General features: G+C 71.3%; 22 protein-coding genes. 12 read left to right on the top strand and 10 right to left on the bottom strand.

The features are described from left to right. Window positions 1-13: 13 nt before the first annotated feature. The 4 genes from hpnH to AC1ROY_RS13575 form a co-directional block, all read right to left on the bottom strand. A complete protein-coding gene (gene hpnH, locus AC1ROY_RS13590; protein WP_493149362.1) occupies window positions 14-1183 on the bottom strand; it encodes an adenosyl-hopene transferase HpnH in 1170 nt (389 codons plus the stop codon). Between the two features lie 147 nt (window positions 1184-1330). Continuing rightward, entirely contained in the window at window positions 1331-1897 is a 567-nt protein-coding gene (locus AC1ROY_RS13585; RefSeq protein WP_493149361.1) for a hypothetical protein, read from the bottom strand. 81 nt (window positions 1898-1978) lie between these two features. Beyond that, on the bottom strand, window positions 1979-2248 hold the full coding sequence (locus tag AC1ROY_RS13580; RefSeq protein ID WP_493149360.1) for a hypothetical protein: 270 nt from the start codon (window positions 2246-2248) through the stop codon (window positions 1979-1981). Window positions 2249-2338: 90 nt separating this feature from the next. Next, window positions 2339-2839: a hypothetical protein gene (locus tag AC1ROY_RS13575; RefSeq protein ID WP_493149359.1), complete on the bottom strand. Its 501-nt coding sequence runs from the start codon at window positions 2837-2839 to the stop codon at window positions 2339-2341. Window positions 2840-3035: 196 nt separating this feature from the next. Here AC1ROY_RS13575 and AC1ROY_RS13570 point away from each other — a divergent pair, with 196 nt between their 5' ends. The 7 genes from AC1ROY_RS13570 (at window position 3036) to AC1ROY_RS13540 (ending at window position 11806) form a co-directional block, all read left to right on the top strand. Further along, window positions 3036-3980, top strand: a complete 945-nt coding sequence (locus AC1ROY_RS13570) for a ferritin-like domain-containing protein (RefSeq protein ID WP_493149358.1) — start codon at window positions 3036-3038, stop codon at window positions 3978-3980. A 19-nt stretch (window positions 3981-3999) separates the two neighbouring features. Next, window positions 4000-4863, top strand: a complete 864-nt coding sequence (locus AC1ROY_RS13565) for a hypothetical protein (RefSeq protein WP_493149357.1) — start codon at window positions 4000-4002, stop codon at window positions 4861-4863. Window positions 4864-4873: 10 nt separating this feature from the next. Next, on the top strand, window positions 4874-6199 hold the full coding sequence (locus AC1ROY_RS13560; RefSeq protein ID WP_493149356.1) for a hypothetical protein: 1326 nt from the start codon (window positions 4874-4876) through the stop codon (window positions 6197-6199). Continuing rightward, window positions 6186-8807, top strand: a complete 2622-nt coding sequence (locus tag AC1ROY_RS13555; protein WP_493149355.1) for an MMPL family transporter — start codon at window positions 6186-6188, stop codon at window positions 8805-8807. The genes AC1ROY_RS13560 and AC1ROY_RS13555 overlap by 14 nt, the downstream gene beginning before the upstream one ends. 32 nt (window positions 8808-8839) lie before the next feature. Next, window positions 8840-9796: a tripartite tricarboxylate transporter substrate binding protein gene (locus tag AC1ROY_RS13550; protein WP_493149354.1), complete on the top strand. Its 957-nt coding sequence runs from the start codon at window positions 8840-8842 to the stop codon at window positions 9794-9796. Between the two features lie 77 nt (window positions 9797-9873). Next, complete coding sequence (gmd, locus tag AC1ROY_RS13545) at window positions 9874-10854, top strand: GDP-mannose 4,6-dehydratase (RefSeq protein ID WP_493149353.1); 981 nt, start codon at window positions 9874-9876, stop codon at window positions 10852-10854. Window positions 10855-10858: 4 nt separating this feature from the next. Continuing rightward, on the top strand, window positions 10859-11806 hold the full coding sequence (locus AC1ROY_RS13540) for a GDP-mannose 4,6-dehydratase (protein WP_493149352.1): 948 nt from the start codon (window positions 10859-10861) through the stop codon (window positions 11804-11806). A 2-nt stretch (window positions 11807-11808) separates the two neighbouring features. Here the strand turns inward: AC1ROY_RS13540 and AC1ROY_RS13535 are convergent, their stop codons facing one another. From AC1ROY_RS13535 to AC1ROY_RS13515, 5 genes are all read right to left on the bottom strand, one after another. After that, window positions 11809-13125 carry a hypothetical protein gene (locus AC1ROY_RS13535; RefSeq protein ID WP_493149351.1) on the bottom strand — a complete coding sequence of 439 codons (1317 nt, stop codon included), beginning with the start codon at window positions 13123-13125 and terminating at the stop codon, window positions 11809-11811. Then, entirely contained in the window at window positions 13115-13876 is a 762-nt protein-coding gene (locus tag AC1ROY_RS13530) for a WecB/TagA/CpsF family glycosyltransferase (protein WP_493149350.1), read from the bottom strand. Before AC1ROY_RS13530 ends, AC1ROY_RS13535 begins: the two co-directional genes overlap by 11 nt. Next, window positions 13876-14589: a polysaccharide biosynthesis/export family protein gene (locus tag AC1ROY_RS13525; protein WP_493149349.1), complete on the bottom strand. Its 714-nt coding sequence runs from the start codon at window positions 14587-14589 to the stop codon at window positions 13876-13878. Before AC1ROY_RS13525 ends, AC1ROY_RS13530 begins: the two co-directional genes overlap by 1 nt. Continuing rightward, the gene (locus AC1ROY_RS13520) at window positions 14586-16751 is read right to left on the bottom strand and encodes a GumC family protein (RefSeq protein WP_493149348.1); all 2166 of its coding nucleotides are present in this window, start codon (window positions 16749-16751) and stop codon (window positions 14586-14588) included. Before AC1ROY_RS13520 ends, AC1ROY_RS13525 begins: the two co-directional genes overlap by 4 nt. A gap of 64 nt (window positions 16752-16815) precedes the next feature. Further along, entirely contained in the window at window positions 16816-17601 is a 786-nt protein-coding gene (locus AC1ROY_RS13515) for an FkbM family methyltransferase (RefSeq protein WP_493149347.1), read from the bottom strand. A gap of 115 nt (window positions 17602-17716) precedes the next feature. On the opposite strand from AC1ROY_RS13515, the gene AC1ROY_RS13510 reads away from it, so the two are divergent. Continuing rightward, window positions 17717-19018, top strand: a complete 1302-nt coding sequence (locus AC1ROY_RS13510) for a lipopolysaccharide biosynthesis protein (RefSeq protein ID WP_493149346.1) — start codon at window positions 17717-17719, stop codon at window positions 19016-19018. 50 nt (window positions 19019-19068) lie between these two features. On the opposite strand, the gene AC1ROY_RS13505 is transcribed toward AC1ROY_RS13510, so the two are convergent. Then, window positions 19069-19962, bottom strand: a complete 894-nt coding sequence (locus tag AC1ROY_RS13505) for an FkbM family methyltransferase (RefSeq protein WP_493149345.1) — start codon at window positions 19960-19962, stop codon at window positions 19069-19071. Window positions 19963-20180: 218 nt separating this feature from the next. Here AC1ROY_RS13505 and AC1ROY_RS13500 point away from each other — a divergent pair, with 218 nt between their 5' ends. The 4 genes from AC1ROY_RS13500 (at window position 20181) to AC1ROY_RS13485 (ending at window position 25992) form a co-directional block, all read left to right on the top strand. Further along, window positions 20181-21656: an exopolysaccharide biosynthesis polyprenyl glycosylphosphotransferase gene (locus AC1ROY_RS13500; protein WP_493149344.1), complete on the top strand. Its 1476-nt coding sequence runs from the start codon at window positions 20181-20183 to the stop codon at window positions 21654-21656. A 158-nt stretch (window positions 21657-21814) separates the two neighbouring features. Continuing rightward, entirely contained in the window at window positions 21815-22204 is a 390-nt protein-coding gene (locus tag AC1ROY_RS13495) for a DUF4280 domain-containing protein (RefSeq protein WP_493149343.1), read from the top strand. Window positions 22205-22228: 24 nt separating this feature from the next. Then, complete coding sequence (locus tag AC1ROY_RS13490) at window positions 22229-25381, top strand: type VI secretion system Vgr family protein (RefSeq protein WP_493149342.1); 3153 nt, start codon at window positions 22229-22231, stop codon at window positions 25379-25381. Next, window positions 25378-25992 carry a hypothetical protein gene (locus tag AC1ROY_RS13485; RefSeq protein WP_493149341.1) on the top strand — a complete coding sequence of 205 codons (615 nt, stop codon included), beginning with the start codon at window positions 25378-25380 and terminating at the stop codon, window positions 25990-25992. The genes AC1ROY_RS13490 and AC1ROY_RS13485 overlap by 4 nt, the downstream gene beginning before the upstream one ends. The last annotated feature ends 4 nt before the right edge of the window (window positions 25993-25996 follow it).

Below are 25996 nucleotides of genomic sequence, written 5' to 3'. Positions count from 1 at the left end.
TGGCTTTCCGGTCCTACTCCGCTGCCGTCGCGGGCGCCGCTGTGTCGCCGTGCTTCGCGCCCCGCTTCGGCTCGTGCTTCATCTCGCCCATGGCCTTCTGCACATGGGCGGAGAAGACGTATTCGGCCGGGCGCTGCTTCGTCAGGTCGATCTCCTCGGCCATCGGGCCTTCCGTGCGCGGACCGCGCAACTGGGCGGCGACCGCCTTCCAGGGCTTGGTGATGGCATCGATCGCCGCAGTCGCCTCGAAGCCGGAATGGACCATGCAGTCGGCGCATTTCTCGTAGTTGCCGACGCCGTACTTGTCCCAGTCCGTGTCCTCCATCAGCTCCTTGAAGGTCTTCGCGTAGCCCTCGCCGAGCAGGTAGCAGGGGCGCTGCCAGCCGAAGATGTTGCGCGTCGGGTTGCCCCAGGGCGTGCAATGGTACTTCTGGTTGCCGGCGAGGAAGTCCAGGAAGAGCGGCGAATTGCCCATCCGCCACTTCGTCTTGCCTTTGTTCCGCGAGAACACGTCGCGGAACAGGTCCTTGGTCGCCTGGCGGTTGAGGAAATGCTTCTGGTCCGGCGCGCGCTCGTAGGAATAGCCGGGGCTGAGCATGATGTTGTCCACGCCCAGCGCCGTCACGTCGTCGAAGAACTTGGCCGTGCGCTCGGCATGGGCGTTGTTGAACAGCGTGCAGTTGATGGCGGTGCGGAAGCCCAGCGCCTTCACCTTCTTCAGCGCGGCCACGGCGCGGTCGTAGACGCCCTCTTGGCTCACGGCCCAGTCGTGCTGCGCCTTGTCGCCATCCAGGTGGATGTCCCAGATGAAGCGCGGATGCGGCTTGTAGGCCTCCATGCGCTTCTCGAGCAGCAGCGCATTGGTGCAGAGGATGACGATGCGGCCCTGCTTCAGCAGGCCCTCGACGATCTGCGGCATCTCCTTATGGAGCAGCGGCTCGCCGCCGGCGATCGCCACCACGGGCGCGCCGCACTCCTCGGCGGCGGCCAGGCTGTCCTCGACGGAGAGGCGCTTGTTCAGGATCGCGTCAGGATAGTCGATCTTGCCGCAACCGGCACAGGCCAGGTTGCACTTGAACAGCGGCTCCAGCATCAGCACCAGCGGGAAGCGCTTGCGCCCGGCGAGCTTCTGCCGGACCACATAGGCCGCGACCTTCGCCTGCTGCGCGAGAGGAATACCCATACCGAATCCGCTCCGGATCTCAAGAAGAGGGGGTCTTTAGCACGCCGCATGCTGCAATGCGAATGCCACGAGCCCCCGGTCCGATGCATGTTGGATCAGCGGCTTGCGCGGCAAGCCCTCCCCGGTCGGCCGGGGAGGACGAGGCGGTCAGGAGCGCAGGCACTCCCCCACCACGCGGATCGCCGCGGCGGAGCCGTTCAGCGGGAAGCTAAGCGACATCTCCCCGGCCATAATGGCGAGGCCCTGCCCGAAGCCCAGGGCCTCCAGCGAGCCGGTGTCCGTGCCCTCCTCGATGAAGCGAGCGGAGCGCGGCGGAATGGCGGTGGCCCTGGCCGTCTGTGTCCCGTTCTCGTCATCCACCCAGTAGCGGACCTCGAAGCTGGCGCCGAGCCGGTCGAGCGAGGCGCCTGATGTCATGAAGGTGACCGCGAGGGCACGCCCCGGCGCAGCCTCGATGCGCAGCATGCTGCCGTTGGAATAGGTGCGCTCCAGCTCGCAGCGCACGAGGCGGCCGTTTCCGGCATCCTGGTAGCGCGCGACGATCCACTCACCGACCCTTCGATCCCATTGCCGCAGGACGCTGTTGCCCGTCGGCGTGGCGGCGGGCGGCCCCGCGGCGGCGGGCTTGGCGTCCGGCGCCTGGGGCTGGCCTTGCGCGATGGCCGGCAGGAAAAAGGCGCTGGCCAGCAGCGGCAGCGCAAGCAGGCGGATCATGGATGCGTCACTCCTTGGGCGCCATCCGGCGGCGCGGGTTGCGGATCCTCCTGGATCGGGAGGGCGTGAGGAGAAGGAGGATCAGCCGCGGCGGGCCGGCCTCTGGCCGGGCTCCCAGGCACAGACGCGGCCCACCCGGTTGCGCCAGCAGGCGCCGTCGCGGCGGACGTCGCCGATCACCCAGGCTTCCGGCGAGGCGGGCGTGGTGTCCTCGTAGAAGGCGCGGCCGGCCCGGGAGCCAGGGTCGACCATGACCTTCGCCGAGCGCGGGCCCAGCGTGACCGTGAAGTCGCCCCCCGCCTCGGCGGTGAAGTCGCAGATTCCGTCGATGTAGCTCCGCCCCTCCATCACGACGAGGCAGTCTGCCGGCCGGCCGCAGCAGGAAGGGACAGCAGCATGGCAGCTCCGAGGACGGGAAGCGTCGTGCGCATGTGCCCCGCCTCAACGCCAGCCGCTGGCGCGGTTGGTGCAGTTTTCGATGGCCATCAGGACATCCTGGACCGAGGCGCCCAGATTCCATTGGAAACGGGTCTGTCCCCGGTAGACCATCAGCGGGCCGCGGAACCCCATCATGGCCTCGACGACACGGGGGGATAGCTCGGTCCAGGCCCGGTCTCCCCGGGTGGTGCCCACCATGTCGAAGCTGCCACCGCTGGGCGCCGTCACGGTGAGATCGATCGGCACGGACACCGCCGCGTTCACGCCCGGGATGCTCAGGGTGTATTTGCGTCCCGCCTCGAAGGCGATCCGCAGCATGTTCCGGTTGCCGTCGAAGAAGCTCGCGGCGCAGCGGTTGAAGCGGTTATTCTCAAAGATGCGCACCACGGTCCCGGAGCCGACGCGGCCGGCGTCTTCCTGACGATACTGCGCGGCGGCAGGCTGGGCGATTGTGACCGCGAGAAGCACCGCCAGAGCGGCTGGGACAAGACGGCCGGCGGCCAATCCATTCCATGTCATAATTTGAACTATCCTCCTTCTACGATATGGATCACATTTTTTATACAGCTATTCCATCGTGGCAATGTCGGGGCCGAGGAATGTCCGAGTCACGGCGTCGCGGGCCGCCATGGCGCCGCAGACGCTTGCCCCCATATGCGAGGGCGGATAACCAGACGCCGCCTTTCCCGGAGTCCTCGCCTTGAGCACCGCCCAAGCCAGCCAAGTCGACGCGGCCACCATCGCCGCGGCCGATCACCGGGCCCGCCACTGGCAGAGCCCCGAGCCGGGCCGCATCGTCATTGGCTCCGAGGCGCACAAGCACGCCATCTGCCGGATGTTCGAGGACACCTTCAACCCGTACAAACCCTCGGTCATCCCCTGGCCGAAGCTGGAGCAGGCGACGCAGGACCGCATCACCTCGCTGCCGATCTGGGACATCGCGGTGCAGACCGAGGGCAAGGCCCGGCTGCGCATGGCCGCCTATGCCGCGACCCTGACCGACCCCGAGATGCGCGACACCATCGCGCGCAACGGCTGGGAGGAGAACCGGCACAAGGAGGTGCTCTCCAAGCTGGTCGAGGCCTATGGCATCCCGCTGGCCCCCGAGCCGGAATATGTCGAGCCGAAGGACCCGGAATGGGCCTATCTCGTCACCGGTTTTTCCGAGTGCGTGGACAGCTTCTTCGCCTTCGGTCTGTTCGAGATGGCCCGCCGCTCCGAGCTCTTCCCGGAGGAGCTGGTCGAGACCTTCGAGCCGGTGATCCAGGAGGAGTGCCGGCACATCCTGCTCTTCGCCAACTGGCTGGCCTGGCACCGCAAGAACATGGCCTGGTGGCGCCGCCCCTGGTTCGAGATGCGCGTCTGGGCGGTCTGGGTCTTCCTGGGCTACGAGCGGATCGGCATGGCCAAGACGGTCGACGGCGCCGGCAACGAGCAGAAGCAGGACAACAACTTCACGGTGAACGGCTCCAAGGCGCTGGTGGAGGAAGAGATCTCTCTGCCCCAGATCATGGACCTCTGCCTGGAGGAGAACGACCGCCGCTTCTCCGGCTACGACACCCGCCTGCTGCGCCCGACCACCATGCCCTCGCTCGTGCGATTTGCGAGAAAATTCATGCGCACGCCGCGCCCCAAGGCCGCCTGACCCTCAAGGAATTCCGTTCATGAGCCGCATGGTCGCCGGGTCGGAAGAGCACAAGAACCTCTTCTGCCAGCAATTCATCGACACGCACCTCACCTTCGACCCCGAGGAGCTGCCCTGGCCGGAGCTCAACGAGGTGGAGCTCCAGCGCCTGCGCGCCGTGCCCTTCTGGCAGGAGGTCTACCACACCGAGCGCCGGGCCGGCGCGATCGTCCAGGCCTTCCTGCCGCAGATCGAGGACCCCGTCGTCCGCGAGGCCGCGCGCATCCAGGGCGTGGAGGAGACGCGGCACGCCAAGCTCATCCGCGTGCTCATCGACAAGTACCAGCTGAACGCCACCGAGCAGCCGCTGGAGACCTTCCCCGACGATCTGGAGAAGGCCTTCATCGATTTCGGCTTCGGCGAGTGCCTCGACGCCTTCCTCGGCTTCGGCGCCTTCAAGACAGCCCGCGAGTCCGAGTTCCTGCCGGAAGCCATGTTCGAGATCTTCGACGTGCTGATGGACGAGGAGACGCGCCACATCGTCTTCTTCATCAACTACATGGCCTGGCGCGAGAAGCAGCGCGGCCTCATCGCCCCGCTGCGCGCCATGAAGTCGGCCCTCTTCTACGGCCGCGCGGTGCGGCGGCTGAAGGGCATGGTCGGACGTGGCCAGGAGATGAATGACGGCAAGGACTTCAACGTCACGCAGGCTGGCGTGTTTCTCGATGGGTTCAGCTTCACGAAGTTCGTCGAGGACTGCTACCGCGAGAACAGCCGCCGCATGGCCATCTTCGACCCCGACCTGATGCAGCCCACCCTGCTGCCGACCATGGCCGGCCTCGCGCTGCGCGGCCTCAGGCTCTGGGACCTCGGCGCCCGCCAGCTCCGCCGCAAGCCGGCCTGAGGCGCGCGCCATGCCCGAAGCGATCGCAGGGCTGCTGGCCGCCTTCGACCTCGCCGCCCATGCGGCGCTGTTCGGCTGTCTGGCCTTCCTCGCCGTCGTGGCGACGCCGCTCGCGCGCCGGCTGCCCGGCGAGCAGTCGCTGGCGCTGACGGCGCGCACGCAGTCCGCCACCCGGCTCTTCGCCCTGGTGACGATCGCCTTCGCCCTGGTCGAGGCGGGGCTGATCGGTTTCGTCGTCGGCGCCATCCCGCCCCTCTTCACACTGGCGCCCGCGATCTCGGGACTGATCATCTTCGCGGCTGTGCCCCGCACGGGCCCCTCGCCGATCCGCGCGACGGCCCTGGTGCTCCTGGCCGCCGCCGCGATGGTCCTGGCCTTCGCCCGCCACGCCGCGCCCTGGTTCGGCCCGCGCGAGACGGCGGGCCTGCTGGCCGAGGCCGGGCTGGGCCTCTGCCTCGGCGCGCTGCCGATCCTGTGGATGGCGCTGCGGGCGCCCTGGCCGGCCTCCGTCGACCAGCTCGTGGGCATGCGGCACCTGGGGCTCGCCCTGCCGGGCCTCGCGTTGCTGCTGGCCGCGGGCTCGGTGGCCTGGCCGCACCGGGCGATCTTCTGCACCCCCGAGACCTTCCCTGTCGCGGCGCTGACTGCTGTGCTCGCCGTGCTCGCGCTGCTGGCGCTGGCCGCGCGCAGCGTGCTGCTGGCGCTGGGCTCGCGGGCGGGCGCGCCTTCGGGCTGGCTGCCGCGGCTGCGCGTGACGGTCGAGATCGAGATGCTGCTGGGCCTCGCGCTGACCGCCGCCACCGTCTCGCTGATGGTGGCGCAGCCGGGCCCCGGCGGCCCGCCATCGCTCTGGCCGGTGCTCGCCTTGCGCGGCCCGGGCCTACAGGCCGCCATGGGCGCGCTGATCCTGCTGATGGCGCTGCTCGCGCTGGTGCCCTGGCCGCGCTGGCGCCGCTTCACGCGCTTCGGGCCGATCCTGCTCCTGCCCCTGGCCTTCCTGCTGCTGGTCGAGCCCGATGGCGGCCTGCGCGATGCCCTTGCGGTCCTGGTGCTGATCGCAGGACTCGGCGAGGCCTGGCGCCTGCTGGGCGGCGAGCGCGGCCGGCTGGAACTGGCGCCACCGCTCCTTGCGCTGCTCGGCGTCATGCTCGTGTTGGCCGCGCCGCCCTCCCCCGGCGCGGTGGCGCCGCTCCTGCTGGCGCTGGGCGCCATCATCGCACGCTGGAAGTCGCTGCGGCTGCCCTCCGACTGGGAGCGGCACGCCGCCGGGACCGGCTACGCCCTCTGCCTCGGCGCCTTCGGCCTGCTGCTGATCCTCACCCATGGCGGCGGCTGATCCGGCTGCCTTCCTCGGCCGGATCGTCGTCGCGCTGGTGCGTGTCTCGATCCGGCGGCCCTGGACGGTGCTGGCGATGCTGGCGCTGGTCTCGGGCGGTGCGCTCTGGCTGACGGCTACGCGTTTCGTCCTCGATTCCGACGTGACGAAGCTCTTCTCGCCCGACCTGCCCTGGCGCGTGGCCGAGCGCACCATCGAGCGCGCCTTCCCCCAGCGGCTCGACCTCATCGTCATCGTGCTGGACGGGCCCGACGCCGCGACCTCCGACCGCGCGGCCGGCGCGCTGGCCACGGCGCTGCAGGCCAAGCCCGAGCTCTTCCGTAGCGTGCGCCAGCCCAATGGCGGCCCCTTCTGGGCCAGCCACGGGCTGCTCTACCTCGACCGCGCCGAGGTGCAGTCGGTGACGGAGAAGCTGGTGGATGCGCAGGGCCTGCTCGGCCCGCTCGCCGAGGATCCGAGCCTGCGCGGCCTCGGGCGCCTCCTGGGCCTGATCGCCGAGGGCATCCGCACCGGCGAGGCCAAGCCCGACCAGATCGCGGCCCCGCTCAATGCCTTCGCCAATGCCGCCGAGGCCGCCAGCCCAATGGAAGGGGGGGGCCGCGTCGCCGCCCCCGACTGGGGCGTGATGATGACGGGCCGCCCCGCCCGCCCGCTGGAGCTGCGGCGGCTGATCCTGGTGCAGCCGGCGCTGAACTACGAGCAGCTTTCCGCCGGCGCGGCCGCGACGGAGGTCATCCGCTCGGAGGCTCTGAGGCTGGGCATCGACGCGGCGCACGGGCTGCGCATCCACCTCACCGGCACGGTGCCGATGGCGGACGAGGAGTTCGCCACGGTCTCCGAGGGCGCGGTGGAGAACGCCGTGCTCTCCTTCGTGCTGGTGGCGATCCTGCTCTGGATGGCGCTGCACAGCTGGAAGCTGATCTGGCCGCTGCTGGTGCTGGTCGTCGCGGGGCTGATCTGGACGGCTGGCTGGGGCATCCTCGCCGTCGGCAGCTTCAACCCGCTCTCCATCGCCTTCGCCGTGCTCTTCATCGGCATCGGCGTCGATTTCGGCATCCAGTATGCCGTGCAGTACCGCGCCGAGCGCGTCCATCTGCCCGCCCTGCGGCCGGCGCTGGAGATGGCCGCCCGCACGGCCGGCCCCGGCATGACGCTGGCCGCGCTCGCCGTCACCTTCAGCTTCCTGGCCTTCCTGCCCACGGCCTATCGCGGCGTGGCCGAGCTCGGCCTGATCGCCGGCGGGGGCATGGTGATCGGCTGGTTCCTCGCGATGACCCTGCTGCCGGCGCTGATGGTGCTGGCCCGCCCCGACGGCGAGGCCCGCGAGGTGGGCTATCCCATGCTCCGGCCGCTCGACGAGTGGCTGTCGCGCCACGCCAGGGCGGTCGGCCTCGGCGTGGTCGTGCTGAGCCTCGCCTGCCTCGCCTCGCTGTACTGGCTGCGCTTCGACACCAACCCGATCAACCTGCGCGACCCCAACTCGGAATCCGTCGCCACCTGGCGGGACCTCGCGCGCGACCCGGACACCGACCCGAACATCCTGGAGGTGCTGGCGCCCGACCTGCCGGCCGCGGAGGCCCTGGCGAGGCGGCTCGCCGCCCTGCCCGAGGTGGCGAGGGCCATGACGCTCGCCGACTTCATCCCCGCGGACCAGGACGCCAAGCTCGCGCTCATCGAGGATGCGGCGATGCTGCTCGGCCCGGCGCTGGCCGCCGAGCCCCTGCCGCCGCCCGACGACGCGGCGGTGGTGGCCGCGCTGCGCAAGGCGGCCGGCGAGCTCGCGCCGCTGCGCGGCGACGGGCCGGTGTACCGCGACACCGCGCGCCTCGCGGCGGCGCTGACCGCGCTGGCCGACGGCCCCGTCGCCAACCGCGACACCTTCGCCCGCGCCACCCTGCCCGGCCTCGCCCACCTCATCGGCCAGGTGCGCGCCATCCTGGCCGCCAACCGCGTGACGCTGGAGAGCCTGCCGCCGGACCTCGTCGCCGACTGGCTCACCCCCGACGGCCGCGCCCGCGTGGAGCTCGCCCCCGCCCCCACCACGCGCGACGAGACCCTGTTGCTGCGCCGCTTCGCCCGCGCCGTGCAGGCCGTGGCACCGGACGCGACGGGCCTCGCCGTCTCGACCCAGGCCTCGTCGGCCACCATCCAGGCCGCCTTCCTCGAATCCGGCGCGCTCGGCGTGGTCTTCGTCTTCGCGCTGCTGTGGCTGATGCTGCGCTCGGTGAAGCTGTCGCTGCTGGCCCTCGCGCCGCTGGCGCTGGCCGGGCTGATGACGCTGGCGCATTGCGCGCTCTTCGGGCCGGACCTGAACCTCGCCAACATCATCGCCATGCCGCTGCTCTTCGGCATGGGGGTGGCGTACGACATCTACTTCGTCGCCGCCTGGCAGCAGGGGCGGCGCGACCTGCTGGCCTCGCCGCTCAACCGCGCCGTGATCTACTCGGCCGTGACCAATGCGGCGGCCTTCGGCGCGCTGGCCATCTCGCCGCATCCGGGCACGGCCAGCATGGGCGTGGTGCTCTCAGTGAGCCTCGTCTATTCGCTGGCCTGCGTGATGCTGGTGCTGCCGCCGCTGCTCAAGCTCTTCGCGCCGGGCAAGGATTGAGGCAGCATCCTCCGAAATCCGGAGGAAACGACATGACCACCCGCCGCCTCGTCCTGGCCGCTCCCGCTGTGCTGGCCGCCACGCGCGTCTCGGCGCAAACTTGGCAGCCCGACCGCGCCATCACCATGATCGTCGCCTTCGCGGCCGGCGGCGGCACGGACGTCGCGGCCCGCACCCTCGGGCGCTTCATGGAGCGCGAGCTCGGCCAGTCCATCGTGATTCAGAACCGGGCCGGCGCCGGCGGCGAGATCGGCTGGTCCGAGCTGGCCCGCTCGCGGCCGGACGGGCTGACCATCGGCTTCATCAACACGCCCAACATCGTCACCATCCCGATCGAGCGGCAGGCCCGCTACAAGCTCGACGACTTCGCGCCCATCGCGAATGTCGTGGACGATCCCGGCGGGTTCTGGGTGCTGCCGGACAGCCCCTGGAAGAACCTGCAGGATCTCGCGACGGCCGCGCGCGCCGCGCCGGGGACCATCGCCTACGGCACCACCGGTGTCGGCTCGGACGACCACCTCGCCACCCTCGCCTTCGAGCGCGCCACGGGCACGCAGTTCCTGCATGTGCCCTTCAACGGCGCGGCGCAGGTGAAGAACGCGCTGCTGGGACGGCAGATCCAGCTCGGCGCCATGAACATGGGCGAGGGCGTGGGCGACTTCCGCCAGGGGCAGATCCGCCCGCTCGGCCAGATGGCGACGGCGCGCTGGGTCAACACCTCGGACGTGCCGACCTTCCGCGAGCAGGGCTTCGACGTGGTGGACGGCTCGCTGCGCGGCATCGCCGCCCCCGCCGGCACGCCGCAGCCCGTGCTGCAGCGGCTGGCCTCGGTCGTGAAGTCGGTGATGGAGCATCCGGAGTTCGTGGCGCTGGCCAACCAGCAGCAGCTGCCGCTGCGCTTCCTCGACCCGGACCAGCACCGCGCGGTGCTGATGGGCATGAACGAAACCTATACGAGGATGTGGCGGCAGCATCCCTGGCGGGATTGAAGCCCTTTCCTGCCGGGTCCTTCGCAACGGGCTCATGCCCAGGCTAGTTTCTGCCTTCACGACCACGGGAAGACCGAATGCGAAGGGCCCTCATCACCGGCATCACGGGCCAGGACGGCGCGTATCTGTCGCAGTTCCTGCTCGGCAAAGGCTATGAGGTCCACGGCCTGCTCCGGCGCTCCGCCTCCTCCGAGATGGTGGGGGAGCGCCTGCGCTGGCTCGGCATCGCCGACGGCGTCCGGATGGTGGACGGCAACGTCACCGACCTCTCCAGCCTGATCCGCGTGGTGCAGGAGGTGCGGCCGGACGAGGTCTACAACCTGGCCGCCCAGTCCTTCGTGAAGGCCTCCTGGAACCAGCCGCTGCTGACCGGCAACGTCACGGGGATGGGCGCGCACAACATGCTGGAGGCGGTGCGCATCGCCGCCCCGGCCGCGCGCTTCTATCAGGCCTCCTCCTCGGAGATGTTCGGCAAGGTCCAGGCTGTCAGGCAGAACGAGGCCACGCCCTTCTATCCGCGCAGCCCCTATGCGGTCGCCAAGCTCTACGCCCATTGGACGACCATCAACTACCGCGAGAGCTTCGGCCTGCACGCCTCCAGCGGCATCCTGTTCAACCATGAGAGCCCGCTGCGCGGCATCGAGTTCGTGACCCGCAAGGTCACCGACGGCGCCGCGCGCATCAAGCTGGGCCTCGCGACCGAGCTGCCGATGGGCAATCTCGATGCCGCGCGCGACTGGGGCCATGCGCGCGACTACGTGCGCGCCATGTGGCTCATGCTGCAGCAGGAGACGCCCGGCGACTACGTGGTCGCGACCGGGCGGGCGACGAGCGTTCGCGACATGTGCCGCTTCGCCTTCGCCCATGTCGGGCTGGACTACGAGGAGTTCGTGAAGGTGGACCCGCGCTTCCTGCGGCCGGCCGAGGTGGACGTCCTGCTCGGCGACGCGACCAGGGCCAGCGAGACGTTGGGCTGGGAGCCCACCGTGACACTCGAGGAGATGATCGCCGAGATGGTGGAGGCCGACCTGGAGCGCCACCGCGCCCGGGCGCGCTGACCGCATGCGCCGGATCCTCGTCACCGGCGCCTCCGGCTTCGTCGGCCGGCACCTGCGCGGCGCGCTCCGCGCCGCCTTCCCCGAGGCGCGGCTCCTGGCCACATCGAGCGGGGAGAGGGTGAACGGCTGGGACGAGCTCCTCCCGCTCGACCTGCTGGACCCCTCCTCCTGCGCGGCGGCGGTCGAGCGGGCGGCTCCCGACGCGGTGGTGCATCTCGCCGCCCTGGCCGCCGTGGGCGAGAGCTTCCGCGACCCGTCGCGCACCTGGCGGGTGAACCTGCTCGGCACGCTGGCCCTGGCCGATGCGGTGCGGGAGCGCGCCGGCGGCGCCCTCTTCGTCCACGCCTCCTCCGCCGAGGTCTACGGCCTCTCCTTCCGGGCCGGGACGGCGCTGGCGGAGGACGCGCTGCTGCAGCCGACCAACCCCTATGCCGCCTCCAAGGCCGCGGCCGACCTGGCCCTCGGCGAGATGGCGCTGCGCGGCCTCCGCGCCGTCCGCATGCGGCCCTTCAACCACACCGGCGCCGGACAAACCGAAGCCTTCGTGGTCGCCGCCTTCGCCCGACAGGCGGCGCTGATCGCGGCAGGCCGGCAGGATCCGGTGCTGCGGGTCGGGGCGCTGGATCGCTGGCGGGACTTCCTCGACGTCGCCGATGTCTGCGCCGGCTACGTCGCCGCACTGCGGGCGGCGGATCGGCTGGAGCCGGGCACGGTCTTCAACCTCGCCTCGGGCCAGCCCCGGCGAGTCGGCGACATCCTGGCGGAGCTGCTGCGGCTGGCCGGCGTCGCCCCTGAGATCGAGGCCGAAGAGGCGCGCCTGCGCCCGACCGACGTGCTGTCCACCCAGGGCGACGCCTCGGCCGCGCGGCGCGTGCTCGGCTGGGCGCCGGCCGTGCCCTGGGAGCGGACGCTCACGGCGGTGCTGGACGACTGGAAGGCGCGGATCGGCTGAGGTCAGGCCCCGCGAAGACGGGTCCAGGCCGCTTCGGCGTCGCGGCGAAGCAGGTACACCGCGATCCCCGTCACGGTCGCGATCTGCCCGGGCGTGTAGACCACCGAATAGATCAGCGTCACCAGCAGCAGGTAGCCCACGAAATCCTGCAGGGCGAGGCGCAGCGGCGTCGGCGAGGCGCCGGCCGCGCGCGCCGTCTCGCGCAGCCCGACCAGGTAGATCGCCAGGATCGGCAGCGAGCCCAGCACCCCGTACTCGCCCAGCACGCCCAGCCAGCCCAGGTCGGACATGAAGAAGAAGCTGGAGCGGAAGATCTCCTTCATGTTCACGTCGCTGTAGTCCGTCGCGCTGCCGATGCCGAAGATCCAGCGCCAGGGGCTCTCGCCGAGATAGCGCGTCAGCAGCGCCGCCGAATGCTGGCGCACCTCCAGCGAGCCGCCCAGGCCCGCCTGCACCGGCGATTCGCGGATGCCCAGCACGATCGGCAGCAGCAGCGCGAGCAGCGAGGCGCCACCGAGCGCGAGGCTCCAGAACAGCAGCGGATAGCGCTGCCGCAGCCGCCCCGTGGCGCCCCAGAGCACCATCACGACGACGGCCGCGATCGCGGTGCGCTGCTTGTAGATCGTCAGCATGAGGACGAGCGCCAGCAGGACGAGGGCCGGCTGCCAGATGCCGGGCCGCGCGGAGAAATGCCGCGCCAGCCAGAACAGGCCGAGCACGCCGAAGGCGAGCGGCAGCATGATCCGCGGCCCGCGCTCGTAGTCCCAGAGGAAGAGCGAGGTGAGCTGCGAGTCCGTGACATAGGAGGTCGCCGGCATGACGATCCAGAGGAACCAGAGGATGGCGAAGTTCAGGGCCGCCAGCGTGAGGAAGGCCCGGTTCAGCACGGCCTCGTCGGGCCGGAGCAGGACGAGCGCCCCCACCGCCACGAAGTAGAAGGTGAAGGACCAGACCTTGAGCGTGGTCCCCAGCGCCTCGACCAGGTTGTTCTCCAGCTGCAGCATCGACAGCACCGGCGCCACCAGCAGCACGTAGAACAGCACGAGCAGGTAGAGCGGCACGTGCGGCGGCCGCACCAGCAGCCCGTAGAGCGCCAGCGGCAGCAGCAGGATCGGCGAGGCCTTGGCCAGCGCCCAGAGCGGCCGCACGTCCAGCAGGTACTGGAAGACCTGCATCAGAACGGGCAGCAGCGCGAGCAGCGCCAGCAGGACCAGCCCGTTTCCGGACCTCGCGGCCGCCCGGCCGGGCGCGCGCAGCGGGACCGCCGAGCGGATCGCCGACCGGGGGCGCGCATAGGGGATCAGCGCATCATCGGCCACGGCGCCAGGCCCTCCAGGCCAGCAGCAGGATGGGCGAGGATTCGATGGCGTAGCGCCGCCACAGCCGGCGCGGTTCGCTCCCCAGCCGGAACAGCCATTCGAGGCCGGTCGCGCGCATCCAGCCCGGCGCCCGCGGCACCTCGCCCACGGCGAAGCGCAGCGAGGAGCCGACGGTGAGGCCCGTGCCGGTGATGTCCCCCTCCTGCTTCAGCCGCAGCGCCAGCGCCTCGGAGCGCGGCACGCCGGTCGCGATGAAGACGAAGCGCGCGGGATGCTCGCGCACGAAGCGGATGCACTCGGCCACGGCCTCGGGCTTGTTGATGTAGCCCATCGGCGGGTCGTGCAGGTGGATGTTCCGCACGGGGTAGCGCGTGCGCAGCTCGTCCGGCAGGTCGGGCGAGCCGCCGATGATGGTGATGTGGTCCTCGGCGGTGATGTACTTCTCCAGCAGCAGCACCGTCATGTCGCTGCCGGCCGCGAGCGGGAAGTCCCGGCCGCCGACGAGCCGCGCGAGGAAGCGCGGCACCTGCCCGTCCGTCAGCCGGAGCCAGGCCTGCTCGTAGGCGGTGCGCAGCGGATGGCCCGGCTCGGCGATCAGCACGAGGCACTGGGCATTGGCCGTCAGCATGTATTCGAAGGGCGCATCGGCCGGCCGGGAGGCCAGCAGCTCCGTCGCCGCCTCGAGCCCCATCGGCGAGAGGCCGATGATGCCCAGCATGTCCTGGTCCGGCAGGGGGGCGCTAGTGCTCATCAGAAGCCGGTCCCGGTGGGGAAGCTCTGGATCGAGTAGTTGAAGGCCCGGTTGAAGGGCAGCGTGCGGTTGATCGTCTGGTCGACCCAGAGCGCCACCTCCGCGATGCGGCTGCGCGGCACGAAGACGATGTCGCCGGGATAGAGCGGCACGTCGTCGTTGGCGGCAGCCGCCTGGGCGAAGCCCTGGAGGTCCACCGTGCGCAGCATCGGCCGGTTCTGCGGGTCGCGGCGGATGAGCACCACCTCGTTCATCCGCGCCTCCGGCTCGAAGCCGCCGGCGAGCAGCACCGCCTCCATCACCCCGCGCCGCCCGCTGAGCGGGAAGGCGCCGGAGCGCTTCACCATGCCGCCCACGAAGATCTGGCTGGCCGCCGCGTCCTCGAAGGTCACGGAGACCTCGGGCTGGGTGAGCACGCGGCGCGAGGCCGCGGTGATCGCGGCCTCCGCCTCGGCCGCGGTCATGCCTCCCACCTGGACGCGCCCGGCTGCCCGCAGCGCGATCGAGCCGTCGGGACCCACCAGCACGGTCTCGTTCAGCTCCGGCGTCATGCGGAAGCGCACGTTCAGCTTGTCGTTGGGTCCGATGCGGTAGAGCGGCAGCGCGTCCGTCCAGGGCGCGAAGCCCTCGGGCCTCTCGTTGGAGACGCTGATGGCCTGGCCGGTGCAGCCGGCCAGGATCGGCAGAAGCAGGAGGGCGCCGCGACGCCTCATATCCAGATCAGCTCCCTTGTGGCGCCGGTGTAGAACAGGCCGAAGAAGCGCCCTCCCCCGGACTGCACCCGGTCGATCATCTCGTTCGCCGCCTCGGCCCGCGTGACGTCCTGGCGCACCACCAGGATGTTGCCGTCCACGATCACGGCGAGCCGGCGGCGGGCGTAGCTCTCCATCTCGTCGGGCCCGATGACGAGCACGAGGTCGAAGGCTTGGCACAGCCGGTCCGCCAGCCGGGTCACGTTTGTCTCCAGCGCATGCGGCCGGGCCAGGTCGGAATCGCGGGCCTGATAGGCGATCCAGAGGCGCGGCACCATGGTCTCGTGCGCCAGGATGCCCTCGTCCGAGGGCGTGGGCGGCTGGTCCGGCGCGCCCAGCTCGACGAAGTGCCGCCTTCCGTCGCCGTCCAGGTCGATCAGCAGCACGCGCTTGGCATGGGTGCGCGCGAGCTCGACGGCCAGGGCGCGGGTCAGCCGGTCCCGGTCGTCGGTCGGGCCGGTGCCGAGGAACTGCAGGATCTGCACGCGCGCGCGCTGCCCCGCATCGAGCAGCTGCGCCGCGAGCCCCGCGATGGGTGCCGCGGCGGTGCCGGTCTGGGCCGGCCAGCGGCCCGCCGGCAGCACGCCCAGCGCCGGCAGGCCGGTGCCGCGCTCGGCCTCGGCCGGATGCAGCCAAGTGCGCCGCAGGAAGGTGAGGATCAGCACCGCCGTCGCGGCCATGCCGAGCCCGCCGATCACGCCGGCCGCCAGGAAGTTCAGCGTAAGGTCCCGCCCGTTCGCCGAGGCGAAGGGCCGCTGCGCCAGGCTGACCGCGGCGCCGCGGCCGAGCCGCGCCTCCTCGCTCAGCCGGGCCGAGGCCTCGCGCGCGCTGAACTGCCGGTAGTTCGTCTCCAGCGCCTCGCGCCGGCGCTCGAGCTGGCGCAGGTCGCGCTGGACGCCGAGGAGGAGGAGGTTGCGCTGCTGCGCCTCCTCGAGCTGGCGGCGCACCTCGCGCTCCTGGCCGGTGATCGTGTCCGCATCGACCCGTGCGGTGAGCAGCCGGGTGGTCAGCAGCTCCAGCGCGGGGTTGCGCACCTCGCGCTGCGTCTGGAAGTTGCCGCCGCGGTTGTCGCGCACCTGCAGGCGGGCGCGCGCGATCTGGCCGTCCAGCTCGACCATCATCGGCGCGTCGGGCTGGTACTGCGCCGCCATGCGCTGGCGGTCCTGCAGCAGCCGCGCCAGCGTGTTCCGGGCCTCGTCGTTGGGCGCGAGGTTGGTCTGCTCCACCGCGGCCACGATCCGCCCGGGCTGGGCCGCGAGCGCGGTCTGCGCGGCGAGCACCGCGGCCTGCGCCGCCTCTCGCTGCTCGCGCAGCCGGTCGAGGCGCTGCTGGGTCTGGTCCAGACGCTGGCTCGCCAGCACCACCTCCTGCCCGATGTCGAGCACGCCGGCGCGCGACTTCAGCGCGGTGATCTCGTTCTCCACCTCGCTCAGCTCGTGCCCCTGCCGGGTCACCTCGGCGGAGAGCACGGTGGCGGCCGGATTGGCGAAGACCTCGTTGCGCAGCTCGAAATAGGAGGTGAGCACCGCCTCCAGCAGCACGAGCGCCGTGGCCCGGTCCGGATGCAGGACGAAGAGGCGCACGACGTTGCTGTTGGCCTGGGCCTCGCTCAGCAGGGTGGTGCGCAGCCGGTCGGCCGCGCGGGACTGCCGGCGCTCCTCCGAGAGCGGCGGGAGCAGCCCGAAGAACCGCCGGCTGCCGAGCGAGGGATAGATGCGCTCCGGCAGCAGGCGCGCGAAGACGCGGCGCACCACCGCCTCGCTCGTCATCAGGTCGATTTCCGACTGGACGAGCTTCTGCACCTCGCTCTGCTGCAGCTGCTGGCCCGCGCCCGAGATCTCGTTGGTGCTGGCCGTCTCGCGGTTGGCGGAGACGACGAGCAGGGTCTCCGCGGTGTAGCGCGCGGGCACCACGACCGCGACGACGAGGGACAGCAGGACCGGGGCCAGGAAGGCGGCGACCAGCCATTTCCAGCGATGCTGCGCCGTGGCCAGGAGGCTGCGCACCAGCGCCCAGCCCTCGAACGACATCTCCCGCAGCCCGCCGGACACGGCCGGCGGCACGATCGGCGCGAGTCCGCCCGACCGGAAATCTCCATCCGCTGCCAGATCATCCCGGCTCATTCGCTGTCCTTAGCTGCGCCAGGCGATGCCGACGGGCGGAAGATGCCCTGTCGCACGGCGCAGATCAAACGAGGGCGGGGCTGGCCGGCAGATCGATGCCCGCCTCCCTCAGCCGCGCGCGCATGGCCCCATCGGCGCCTTCCGGGAGGAACAGGAAATCGTTGAGGTATCCGCCGGTCTTGCCGCCGGCCAGCGCCGCCGGGGACTGGTCGCGCGCCGCATCGAAATCCTCGGCGGGGCGCAGTGTGCCGGCGGCGACCAGGTAGCCGCGGAAGCCCCTCGCCCGGAGCCAGGCGACGGTGGCCTCCGGGCCGCCGGGGCGATGCCGCTCCTCGATCTCGATCAGCAGGGCCGGCCGGTCGCGCCGCAGCAGATCCTGGGCGCCGGCGAGCACCGCCGCCTCGTGCCCCTCGACATCGATCTTGACCAGCCCGACCGGGCCGAGGCCGAGCGAGTCCAGCCGCGCCAGCCGCACCGTCACGCGCTCGCCGGGCAGTTCGCGCACCGCATTGGCCGCCTCGATGGTCGAGAGCGCGGAGGAGGCGTGGGGGATGTGCAGCTCCGCCTCGCCCTCCGCGTCGGAGAGGGCGATCTCATGCACCTGGGCGTCCAGGCTCCGGCGCAGGAAGGCCGCCTTCTCGGGGATCGGCTCGAAGACGTGGAGCTCCCGGACGCGCGAGGCCATGGCGGCGGCGGTGAGCCCCCAGGAACCGCCGATGTCGAGGCCCAGCCGCTCCGGGTCGGCCAGGGCCCGGATCACGGATAGGTTGAAGCCCGTTTCGGCATCCCGCCGCGCCGCCAGCCGCCAGGCAAGCTCGGGGCTCGCGCGGAAGACCGCTCGCTTGACCATCAGCGAAAGCCCGCTCATACCGACCCCTGTTCGAGAATTGCCCGCCAGTTAGCTACGCCCCGCTCCGGACGGCAAGCGCCAAAAGGCCGCTCAACCGAGGATGCGCCTCGCCCGCATGACCCAACCACCCGCAACCGCCCAGGCTGGACGCCGGCCCCTGCGCGCCCTGGTCCTTCGCCTCGGCTTCGGCCTGGGCACCCGCGGGCTCGAGATGGCGGGCAAGATGGTCCTCTACGTCCTGGTCGCGCGGCAGCTCAGCATGGGGGAGGCTGGTCTCTACTTTACCGTGCTCGCCTGGTCGACGATGGGCGGCACGCTCGGCCGGCTGGGGCTGGAGCGCGCGGCGATGGCGCTCATCCCCGCCGAGCTCGCGCTGCAGGATGGGGCGGCGGCGCTCCGGGTGCTGCGCCGGGTGATGGCGGGCGGGGTGCTCGGCGGGACGGTCATGGGCGTGGCCACGGCCCTCCTCGGCCCCCTCGTCGCGGTCTCGGTGATGGACCAGCCGGCACTGGCCCCGGTCATGGCCATGGCCGGGCTGCTGCTCCTGGGCGAGACGCTCTCCATGACGGTCGCGGGCATCCTGGTCGGGCTGCACCGCAACGTCGCCTCGCAGCTCGTGGGGGCCTCGCTCTGGCCGACGCTGGCCCTGGCCGGGCTGCTGCTCTGGCAGGGGGCCGCGCTGCAGGAGGCCCTGCTGGTCACGGTGCTGTCGCGCTTCGCGACCACGGCGCTCGGCATCCTGCTGATCTGGCGGTCGCGCCGGATCTTCGCCGTCGCCCGCGTGCTGGAGGCGCCGCCGATGCCGGGGCTGCTGCGCGTGGCGCTGCCGCTGCTGGGCGTCGAGCTGGTGCAGGTGGCGCTGATCACGACGCCGACGCTCATCCTCGCCGCCCTCGCCCCGCCCGAGGCGGTGGCCGCCTTCAGCATGGCCATGCGGATCTCGGTGCTGACCTGGGTCGTGCTGATCAGCGTCGCGACCATCGCCGCCCCGCGCATCGCCGAGCAGTACCGCCGACAGGAATGGGACCGGCTGCGCCAGACGCAGCGGATGGCGCGCTGGGCCTCGGCCGGCCTCGCGCTGCCCGCGCTGGCGGTGATGGGCTTCGCGGCGCCCTGGCTGCTCGACCTGCTGGGCCCGGGCTTCCACGCGGCCACGACGGCGCTGCGCATCCTCTGCCTCGGGCAGACGGTGAACGCCCTCTTCGCCTGCCGCGACACGCTGCTGGCCAATACCGGCCATGGCGACGACCTGCTGCGGACCAACATGGTGCAGTTCGCGCTCGCCGCGCTGCTGGCGGCGACGGCCGTGCCGCTCTTCGGCGCCGAGGGGGCGGCTGCCATGGCCGCGATCAGCACGGCCTTCGGCGCGCTGGCCACGAGCTGGATGGCCCGCCGGCGTATCCCGCAGGCCTTCTGACCGGGAGCTCCGGGGGAGCTGCGTCCCCGGCGGCCCCTGTCACGACATCTTCAGCCGGACCAGATCGCCGCGCCGGCGCGCGGTTGCGCGCCCTCGGGATGGATCGCCACCAGGTTGCCGTGGCCCTCCGGCTGCGCGTCGACCGGCACGAGGCGCCGGGCCCGCAGCTGCGCGATCCGGTAGCCGGCTGCCACCAGCATCTGGAAGGCGTCGGCCTGGGCGTCCGGAAGGTGGATCTGGCTCGCATTGATCTCGAAGATCACCATCGGCCGGAACCGCGCGATGCTCTCCGTGCCGCCCTTCAGCACCTGCGGCTCCAGCCCCTCCACGTCCATCTTGATGAGGTCGATCGCCGTGAGCCCCTCCTCCCGGACCACGGCATCGAGCGTGCGGGTGACCACCTCCTCGCTCGCGATCTCGCCCTCCTGGGGCACCAGGGAGAAGGCCTGCGGGTCGTCGCCCAGGGGCACGCGGAAGAGCTGGGCGCGCCCCTCCTCCCCGGCCAGCGCGACGGGCAGCAGCTTCACCTGGGGGAAGTCGTTCAGCGCGAGGTTGCCGCGCAGCACCGCCAGCACCTGCGACCCCGGCTCGATCGCCACCACCCGGCCGCCGCGGCCGACGATGCTGGCCCCGCGCAGGGTGTAGAGGCCGATATTGGCGCCGATGTCGAGCATCGTCGCGCCCGGGCCGACGAGCTGGTCGAGGATGCCCAGCTCCTCCTCGACACGGTCGCGAAACAGATAGGCCGTCAGGGTCGTGTAGCGGAAGTCGGCCGGAAGGCGCAGGCGCTCGCCCGCCCCGGTCAGGGAGATGACCGGCGGCACGCCCCGCAGCACGTTCCAGGCCAGCCCTGCGCTCCGGAGGACCACCATGCCCGGCTTCGCCTGGAATCCCGGGTGATTCCAGAGCTTGCCCAGCTTCGCCTGGAAGGATCGCGCCATCATCTGCCCTTTGCTGCCGCAGCCAGCGCTGCCACTACCCGTCAAGAGAAAGTTGTCGTACGCCGCCTCAAAATCATGAACAATCCATCTTCGTGAGGGGTGTTGCTGCTTCTGAGGCAATTTTGTATAGACGAGGAGCGCTATCCCGTAAATGCTGGCAGGGCGAGGAGGTCGACATCCCCGCGGAGCTTCGAACCGTCCCCCCGCCAGAGCAACGCAGCATGCCGCCTTCGCCCCCCGAGCCGTCTGCAGGCCCGCGGGCGGGCAGCGTTGCGCCCGTCGTCGCCTTCAGCCAGATCGCGGCCACGATCGACCTCATCTGCCTCCTGATGGCCGGATGGCTCTGGCTCGGCGCGCCGCGGGTGGAGGCCTCCTTCACGCCGCTGGAGGCCCGGCTGATCGCCGGCGGGCTGGCCGGCATCGGCTGGCTCACCATGCTGCGCCTCGCGCCGACGCGGCTCGGGCGGCTGCTCGACATGCCCTGGGCGGTGGCGGACGCGTTGCTCGTGCCCCTCTTCGTGGGCGGCACCATCGCCTTCGTGGTCCTGCCGCTGGCGGGGCCGCAATACGCCTCCGCCATGCTGCTCTGGCCGGTGGCCGCGGTCACGCTCCTGCTGCCCTTCCGCATCTTCATCTCCGGCATCGCCCGGCGCGGCGTCCGGGCCGGCTGGCTGCGCCGGCGCATCGCCATCGTCGGTGCCACCGAGATGTCGGGCATGCTCATCGACCGGCTGCACGGCAGGGAAAACCCGGAGACGCCTGATATCATCGGCATCTTCGACGACCGCGACGCCACGCGGCGCCCGCCGGAGGTGTCCGGCGTGCCGGTCCGGAGCGACATCGCCGGCCTCTGCGCGCTCGCCGGCGAGGAGCGGCTGGACCTCATCGTCATCGCCCTGCCGCTCAGCCGCGCCATCGACATCCTCCGCTCCGTGCAGCAGGTGCAGTGGCTGACGGCCGAGGTCGTGGTGCTGCTGGACGGCGCGAACCAGGCACCGCAGGGCACCAGCCGCTCGGCCATCGCGGGCCAGCCGGTGTTGGAGCTGGTGCGCCAGCCGATGGCGCCGGGGGCGATCGTCGCCAAGGCGGTGATCGACTACATCCTCGCCTCGATCGCGCTGGTGCTGGTCTCGCCGATCCTGCTGATCGCGATGCTCGCCATCCGGCTGGAGGGGCCGGGCCCGATCCTGTTCCGCCAGCCGCGCATCGGACGCAGCGGCAAGATCTTCCAGATCCTGAAGCTGCGCACCCTCCGCTACGACCCGACCGACATGGGCACGCGCGGCGTGCTCTCGCGCGATTCCCGCATCACCCGGGTCGGGCGCATCCTGCGGCCCACCTGCATCGACGAGCTGCCGCAGCTCATCAACGTGCTGAAGGGCGACATGAGCATGGTCGGCCCGCGGCCGCACGTGGCGCACATGCTGGTCTCGGGCGTGCCGATCGAGGAGGTGGCGCCGGGCTACGGCGCGCGGCACCGCATGAAGCCCGGCATCACCGGCTGGGCCCAGGTGAACGGCCTCTCCGGCACCATGACCGACACGGCCTTCGCGCGCGAGGTGACGGCGCACGACCTCGCCTATCTCAGCGAGTGGTCCATCTGGCTGGACCTGCGCATCCTGGCGCGCACCGCCGTGGTCTCGCTCTTCGGCCGCAAGGCCTTCGAGGCGCAGAGCCACGAGTGGCGGGGGCTGTAGCCCCGATCTCCGTAGCCCCCGTCTCCGTCGCGTCTGTCGCGCCGGCGCCTGTCGTTGCGATTGTCCAATTGTCATGACAGGGAATGTATCATTAACCTGAGCGGCGAGACGCACGTTGTCGCCACCGCACATTTCCGTCGCGCAGGGGGATCGCCGCCATGCCGCTCTGGGTGATCGACGGGGCCGTCACGGCCTGCACCTTCAGCCCTACGCCGAGCACGCTGAAGGTCCTGCCGCATCGCGGCCAGTTCCACACAATGAAGCCGATGGCGACCATCATGGACCACCAGCCCATGGTGAACATCCAGCCCTTCGGCATGTGCATGAGCCCCTCCAACCCGCAGGTGGCGGCGGCGACCTCGGCGGCGATGGGCGTGCTGACGCCGCAGCCCTGCCAGCCCATGACCATGTCGCCCTGGACGCCCGGCAGCCCGACCCGACAGATCACCAAGGAGATCGCGCTGCACGACGTCTCGGTCTGCCAGTGCATGTGGGGCGGCACGGTGAGCATCGTCTTCGCCGGCCAGGCCGTGCAGCATGTGCCCTGACACCGGCGACACCGGGCCCGCCGCATGGCGCTGAGGAACGCCAAGCGGCACCTCAGCGTCGACACCCCCCTCGGCCAGGCCAAGGGCGAGGACGACGACGATCCCCTGCTGCTGCTGCGCGTCTCCGGCGCCGAGGGCATCTCGATGCCCTATGCCTTCGAGCTCACCATGCTCGGCAGCAAGACCAGCGACATCAAGCCGGAGCAGCTGGTGGGCCGTCCCGCGAAGTTCGGCATCCGCAAGACCAAGGTCACCAACACCGTCCAGGAGGAGGGCTTCAACGAGCGCTTCGGCGTCTTCGAGACCTTCGAGCACCTGAGCACGCTGCGGGGGCGGCGCATCTACCGCGCCCGCCTCGTCCCCGCCTTCCGCATGACCGCCTACGAGCTGCGCTACCGCGTCTTCGAGGACCGCGACCTCATCTCCATCCTGCGCGAGGTCTTCGAGCCCTTCCCGCTCATCGACTTCCGCACGACGCTGCTCGCGGACATGCCGCCGGCGCGCATCCCCTACTGCGTGCAGTACAACGAGACGACCTTTGCCTTCGTCCACCGGCTGCTCGACCGCTTCGGCGTCGCCTACCGTTTCGAGCACGGGGCGGACAGCAGCCGCCCCGGCTCGACTCCGTCCCGCGAGCGGATGGTGCTCTCCTTCCGCCGGCACAATCCCAACGGCGTGGACGACACGATGACGGTCGTGGGCGACGACGGATCGGCCGGCGATTCGAAATCCGCGATGTCCGGCAAGGGCGTGGACGTCATCCGCAACTTCAAGCGCAGCTTCACCGCGGCGGCCCAGAACGCGCGCGTCGGCGACTTCAACCAGATCGACCCGCAGCGCTCGCCGGAGGGCCTTGCGGTGGTGGAGCGGCCCTATGCCTTCGCGGCCAACAGCGTGGGCGTGCGCGCCGAAGCCTTTCCCGCGCCCGGCGTGGACCCCAAGGATGCCGACGCCGCAGCAAAGCTGCGCATGCGCGTGAACGAGACCGCCTCAGCCTCCTTCTCCGGCCGCGCCTACAGCAGCAGCTTCTATGCGGGACGCACGGTCGGCATCGGCACGGACAAGAGCAACTCGGGCGCAGAGACCCAGTCCATGGTGCTGAAGCTGGTCACGATCGACGCTTTCGACGTCGTGGACGACCGTAACTTCCTGGCCAAGATCGGCGACCTGCTCAAGAGCTCCATCTTCGGCGGCAGCGACCCCGAGGATGCGATGGGCCAGGCCGCCGAGCAAATGCGCGACGAGCTCAAGAAGGACATCTCCAAGGGCGTGGACATCGCCAACTGGCTGATGGCCAAGCCCGACGCCTCCGACCCCTCGGGCCTCCCCGGCTTCATCGCCAACGCGATCGGCCGCGCGGGCGGCGGGGTCTTCGCGGCGGCAACGGCTGCGATCTCGGCGATCAGCGAGATCGCCAAGATCATCGACAAGCTGCTGGAGGGCGGCGCCGGCTTCGCCTGCGCCTTCGACGCGGTGCCCACCACGGCCCCGCTGAACCCCGACCACTGGCCCACGCCTTCCTCGCCGCGGCCGCTGGCAGCGGGTCCGCATTTCGCACTGGTGCTGGGGCCGAAAGGCACCTCCACCGCCGAGGGCGACATCCACACGGACGCGCTGGGCCGGGTCCGCATCCGCTTCCCCTGGGACCAGGGGCCGCCCGGCGCCACGCCGGACACGCCGGCCGAGGGCCCCTTCGCCAACGACAAGGTCACCGCCTGGGTGCGCGTCGCCGAAGGCTGGGCGGGCACGCGCTTCGGCACGCAGTTCGTGCCGCGCATCGGCCAGGAGGTGATCGTCAGCTTCCTCGACGGCGATCCCGAGCGGCCGCTGGTGACGGGCCGCGTCTACAATGCGGGATCGGGCAAGACGCATATGCCCTTCGTGCCGACCTCCCCCGCCGCCCGCGCCATCCAGGAGGAGGCGGACGTCAAGGCGACCCAGAACAGCAACACGACGCGCAGTGGCATCCGCACGCGCAGCACGCCGCAGCCCGACGCCGAGGCCGGCTTCCACCTGCTCCGCTTCGACGACCAGAAGGGCAAGGAGCAGTTGCTCGTCCGCGCCGAGCACCGGATGGACACGACCAGCACCGGCAGCCGCTTCGACACCACGCGCGGCAGCCGGCACACGCTCGTCGGCGGCGGCAAGAAGCCCGCGGACCAGGATTCCACGGGCGGCGACTTCACCACCATCGGCGGCGAGAAGGACCTGCATGTCGGCGACAACCGCTACACCAAGATCGACGAGGACGACCACCTGACGATCCTGGGCGACCAGCTCACGGAGGTCTCGGGCGGCAGCATGCTCTCGGCCAAGGACGTGATCGTGCTGACCGCCGGCACCATCGCGCTGCACGCCAAGAAGAAGATCCAGCTCGTGGTGGGCGGGTCGATGGTGGTGATCACGCCGGCCGGCGTCTTCACCGAGGGGCCGATCCTCGACCACAAGGGCGCCTCGGCCGACGATATCGGCTCGCCCACGATCAAGGAGCCGCTGGACGCCGCCGAGGCCGATCCGGGCGACCCCGCCGACTTCCTGGTGCAGCAGCAGAAGAAGGGCGGCGGGGGCGGCGGACGAAGGTCGCACGCGATGACGGTCCAGACCGGCATCATGGTGCGCAACGGCCCCGACGGCACGCTGGTCGCAGGCGGCGAGAACGGCGGCCAGGGCATCTTCATCGATGCCGGGCAGCCGCCCGACCCGGCCTTCGCGAACCAGACCGTCTCCACCCTCCAGGATCTGCGCGACGACCCCGCGAGCGCCCCGGCGCTCGCGGCGGCCGAGAAGCGCGAGAACCCGGTCGTGATCACCCAGCCCGACCCGAGCACCGTCCAGTCGCCGCCCTTCGCGCAGCCCACCAAGCCCGCCGATGCCACGCCGGAGGGCCAGCTCACCGGCGGCACCACGCCGGATGGCGAGCCGGAGACGGGCACCGGCAAGGGCTCTCCCACCGCCGTCGTGCTGGGCCAGCCGGATGACGGATCGGACGAGGCGGCCGCCGCGCACCACCAGGCCGTCGCGCAGGTGCTGAATGATTCCGCGGCCGACGACCGCGGCGCCAACCCAAATGCGAGCGAGCCCGTGACCCCGCCGCCCCCTCCTTTCAACCCGGACAACGTGGCGCCCAGTCCCAACCCGCTGCCGCCACCCCCGCCACCGCCGCTCAAGCCCGGATGAGCGATGCGACCCCGGCCCCCTACGGCCAGCTCCGTCTCAACTGCCGGCCTGGCCGTGCCGACGGGCACCTCGTCTTCCCCTATGAGGTCACCAATGCCGGGCCGGTGCCGCTGCTGGTGATGGACGCCTGGCCGCGGCAGGAGGAGGGGCGCTGGTCGGCCGATCCGCAGGTGGCGCAGGTGATCCTGCGCGCCGACGGGGTGGCGGTGGTCGGCAAGTACATCCCCTCGGTGCCGCCGGGCATGCGGATCCCGGTGCCGGTGCTGCCGCTCTGCGCCGTGCTGAAGCCGACCGAGACGCTGGCGCGCGAGCTGCGCATCCCGCTGCCGCTGGCCGAGCAGAGCCCCTACCTCCCGGAGCTGCGGCTCAGCGGCTACGGCGTGCAGGAGCTGCGCGGGCTGATCTTCGCGATCGGCTGGTGGCCCCAGACCCAGGCGGGGATCGCGGCGGCGGCGGCGGCCTATGCGCCCGGGCTGAACGTCGTCGCGGCCATGACGACCCTGCCGCCGGCGGGCACGGCCATGCAGCGCTTCCCGACCACCAAGCTCGAGATCCTGCGGCGGCGGGACGGCTTTCCCCGCGCCGCGCCGGCCCATCCGGGGCTGGTGTGAGCCC

It is taken from the genome of Roseococcus sp. GW821-FHT12F05 (genome assembly GCF_058806835.1).
The sequence above is the reverse complement of the archived record's forward strand: the minus strand, read 5'-3'. Positions and strand labels throughout refer to the sequence as shown.

Excerpts from the sequence above, each read along its gene's own strand:
- AC1ROY_RS13515 (WP_493149347.1), bottom strand. The coding sequence starts at position 17,601 with ATGGTCAAGCGAGCGGTCTTCCGCGCGAGCCCCGAGCTTGCCTGGCGG.
- AC1ROY_RS13520 (WP_493149348.1), bottom strand. The coding sequence starts at position 16,751 with ATGAGCCGGGATGATCTGGCAGCGGATGGAGATTTCCGGTCGGGCGGA.
- AC1ROY_RS13490 (WP_493149342.1), top strand. The coding sequence starts at position 22,229 with ATGGCGCTGAGGAACGCCAAGCGGCACCTCAGCGTCGACACCCCCCTC.
- AC1ROY_RS13560 (WP_493149356.1), top strand. The coding sequence starts at position 4,874 with ATGCCCGAAGCGATCGCAGGGCTGCTGGCCGCCTTCGACCTCGCCGCC.
- AC1ROY_RS13565 (WP_493149357.1), top strand. The coding sequence starts at position 4,000 with ATGAGCCGCATGGTCGCCGGGTCGGAAGAGCACAAGAACCTCTTCTGC.
- AC1ROY_RS13510 (WP_493149346.1), top strand. The coding sequence starts at position 17,717 with ATGACCCAACCACCCGCAACCGCCCAGGCTGGACGCCGGCCCCTGCGC.
- AC1ROY_RS13500 (WP_493149344.1), top strand. The coding sequence starts at position 20,181 with ATGCCGCCTTCGCCCCCCGAGCCGTCTGCAGGCCCGCGGGCGGGCAGC.
- hpnH (WP_493149362.1), bottom strand. The coding sequence starts at position 1,183 with ATGGGTATTCCTCTCGCGCAGCAGGCGAAGGTCGCGGCCTATGTGGTC.
- AC1ROY_RS13585 (WP_493149361.1), bottom strand. The coding sequence starts at position 1,897 with ATGATCCGCCTGCTTGCGCTGCCGCTGCTGGCCAGCGCCTTTTTCCTG.
- AC1ROY_RS13540 (WP_493149352.1), top strand. The coding sequence starts at position 10,859 with ATGCGCCGGATCCTCGTCACCGGCGCCTCCGGCTTCGTCGGCCGGCAC.
- AC1ROY_RS13530 (WP_493149350.1), bottom strand. The coding sequence starts at position 13,876 with ATGAGCACTAGCGCCCCCCTGCCGGACCAGGACATGCTGGGCATCATC.
- AC1ROY_RS13505 (WP_493149345.1), bottom strand. The coding sequence starts at position 19,962 with ATGATGGCGCGATCCTTCCAGGCGAAGCTGGGCAAGCTCTGGAATCAC.
- AC1ROY_RS13550 (WP_493149354.1), top strand. The coding sequence starts at position 8,840 with ATGACCACCCGCCGCCTCGTCCTGGCCGCTCCCGCTGTGCTGGCCGCC.
- gmd (WP_493149353.1), top strand. The coding sequence starts at position 9,874 with ATGCGAAGGGCCCTCATCACCGGCATCACGGGCCAGGACGGCGCGTAT.
- AC1ROY_RS13555 (WP_493149355.1), top strand. The coding sequence starts at position 6,186 with ATGGCGGCGGCTGATCCGGCTGCCTTCCTCGGCCGGATCGTCGTCGCG.
- AC1ROY_RS13525 (WP_493149349.1), bottom strand. The coding sequence starts at position 14,589 with ATGAGGCGTCGCGGCGCCCTCCTGCTTCTGCCGATCCTGGCCGGCTGC.
- AC1ROY_RS13485 (WP_493149341.1), top strand. The coding sequence starts at position 25,378 with ATGAGCGATGCGACCCCGGCCCCCTACGGCCAGCTCCGTCTCAACTGC.
- AC1ROY_RS13495 (WP_493149343.1), top strand. The coding sequence starts at position 21,815 with ATGCCGCTCTGGGTGATCGACGGGGCCGTCACGGCCTGCACCTTCAGC.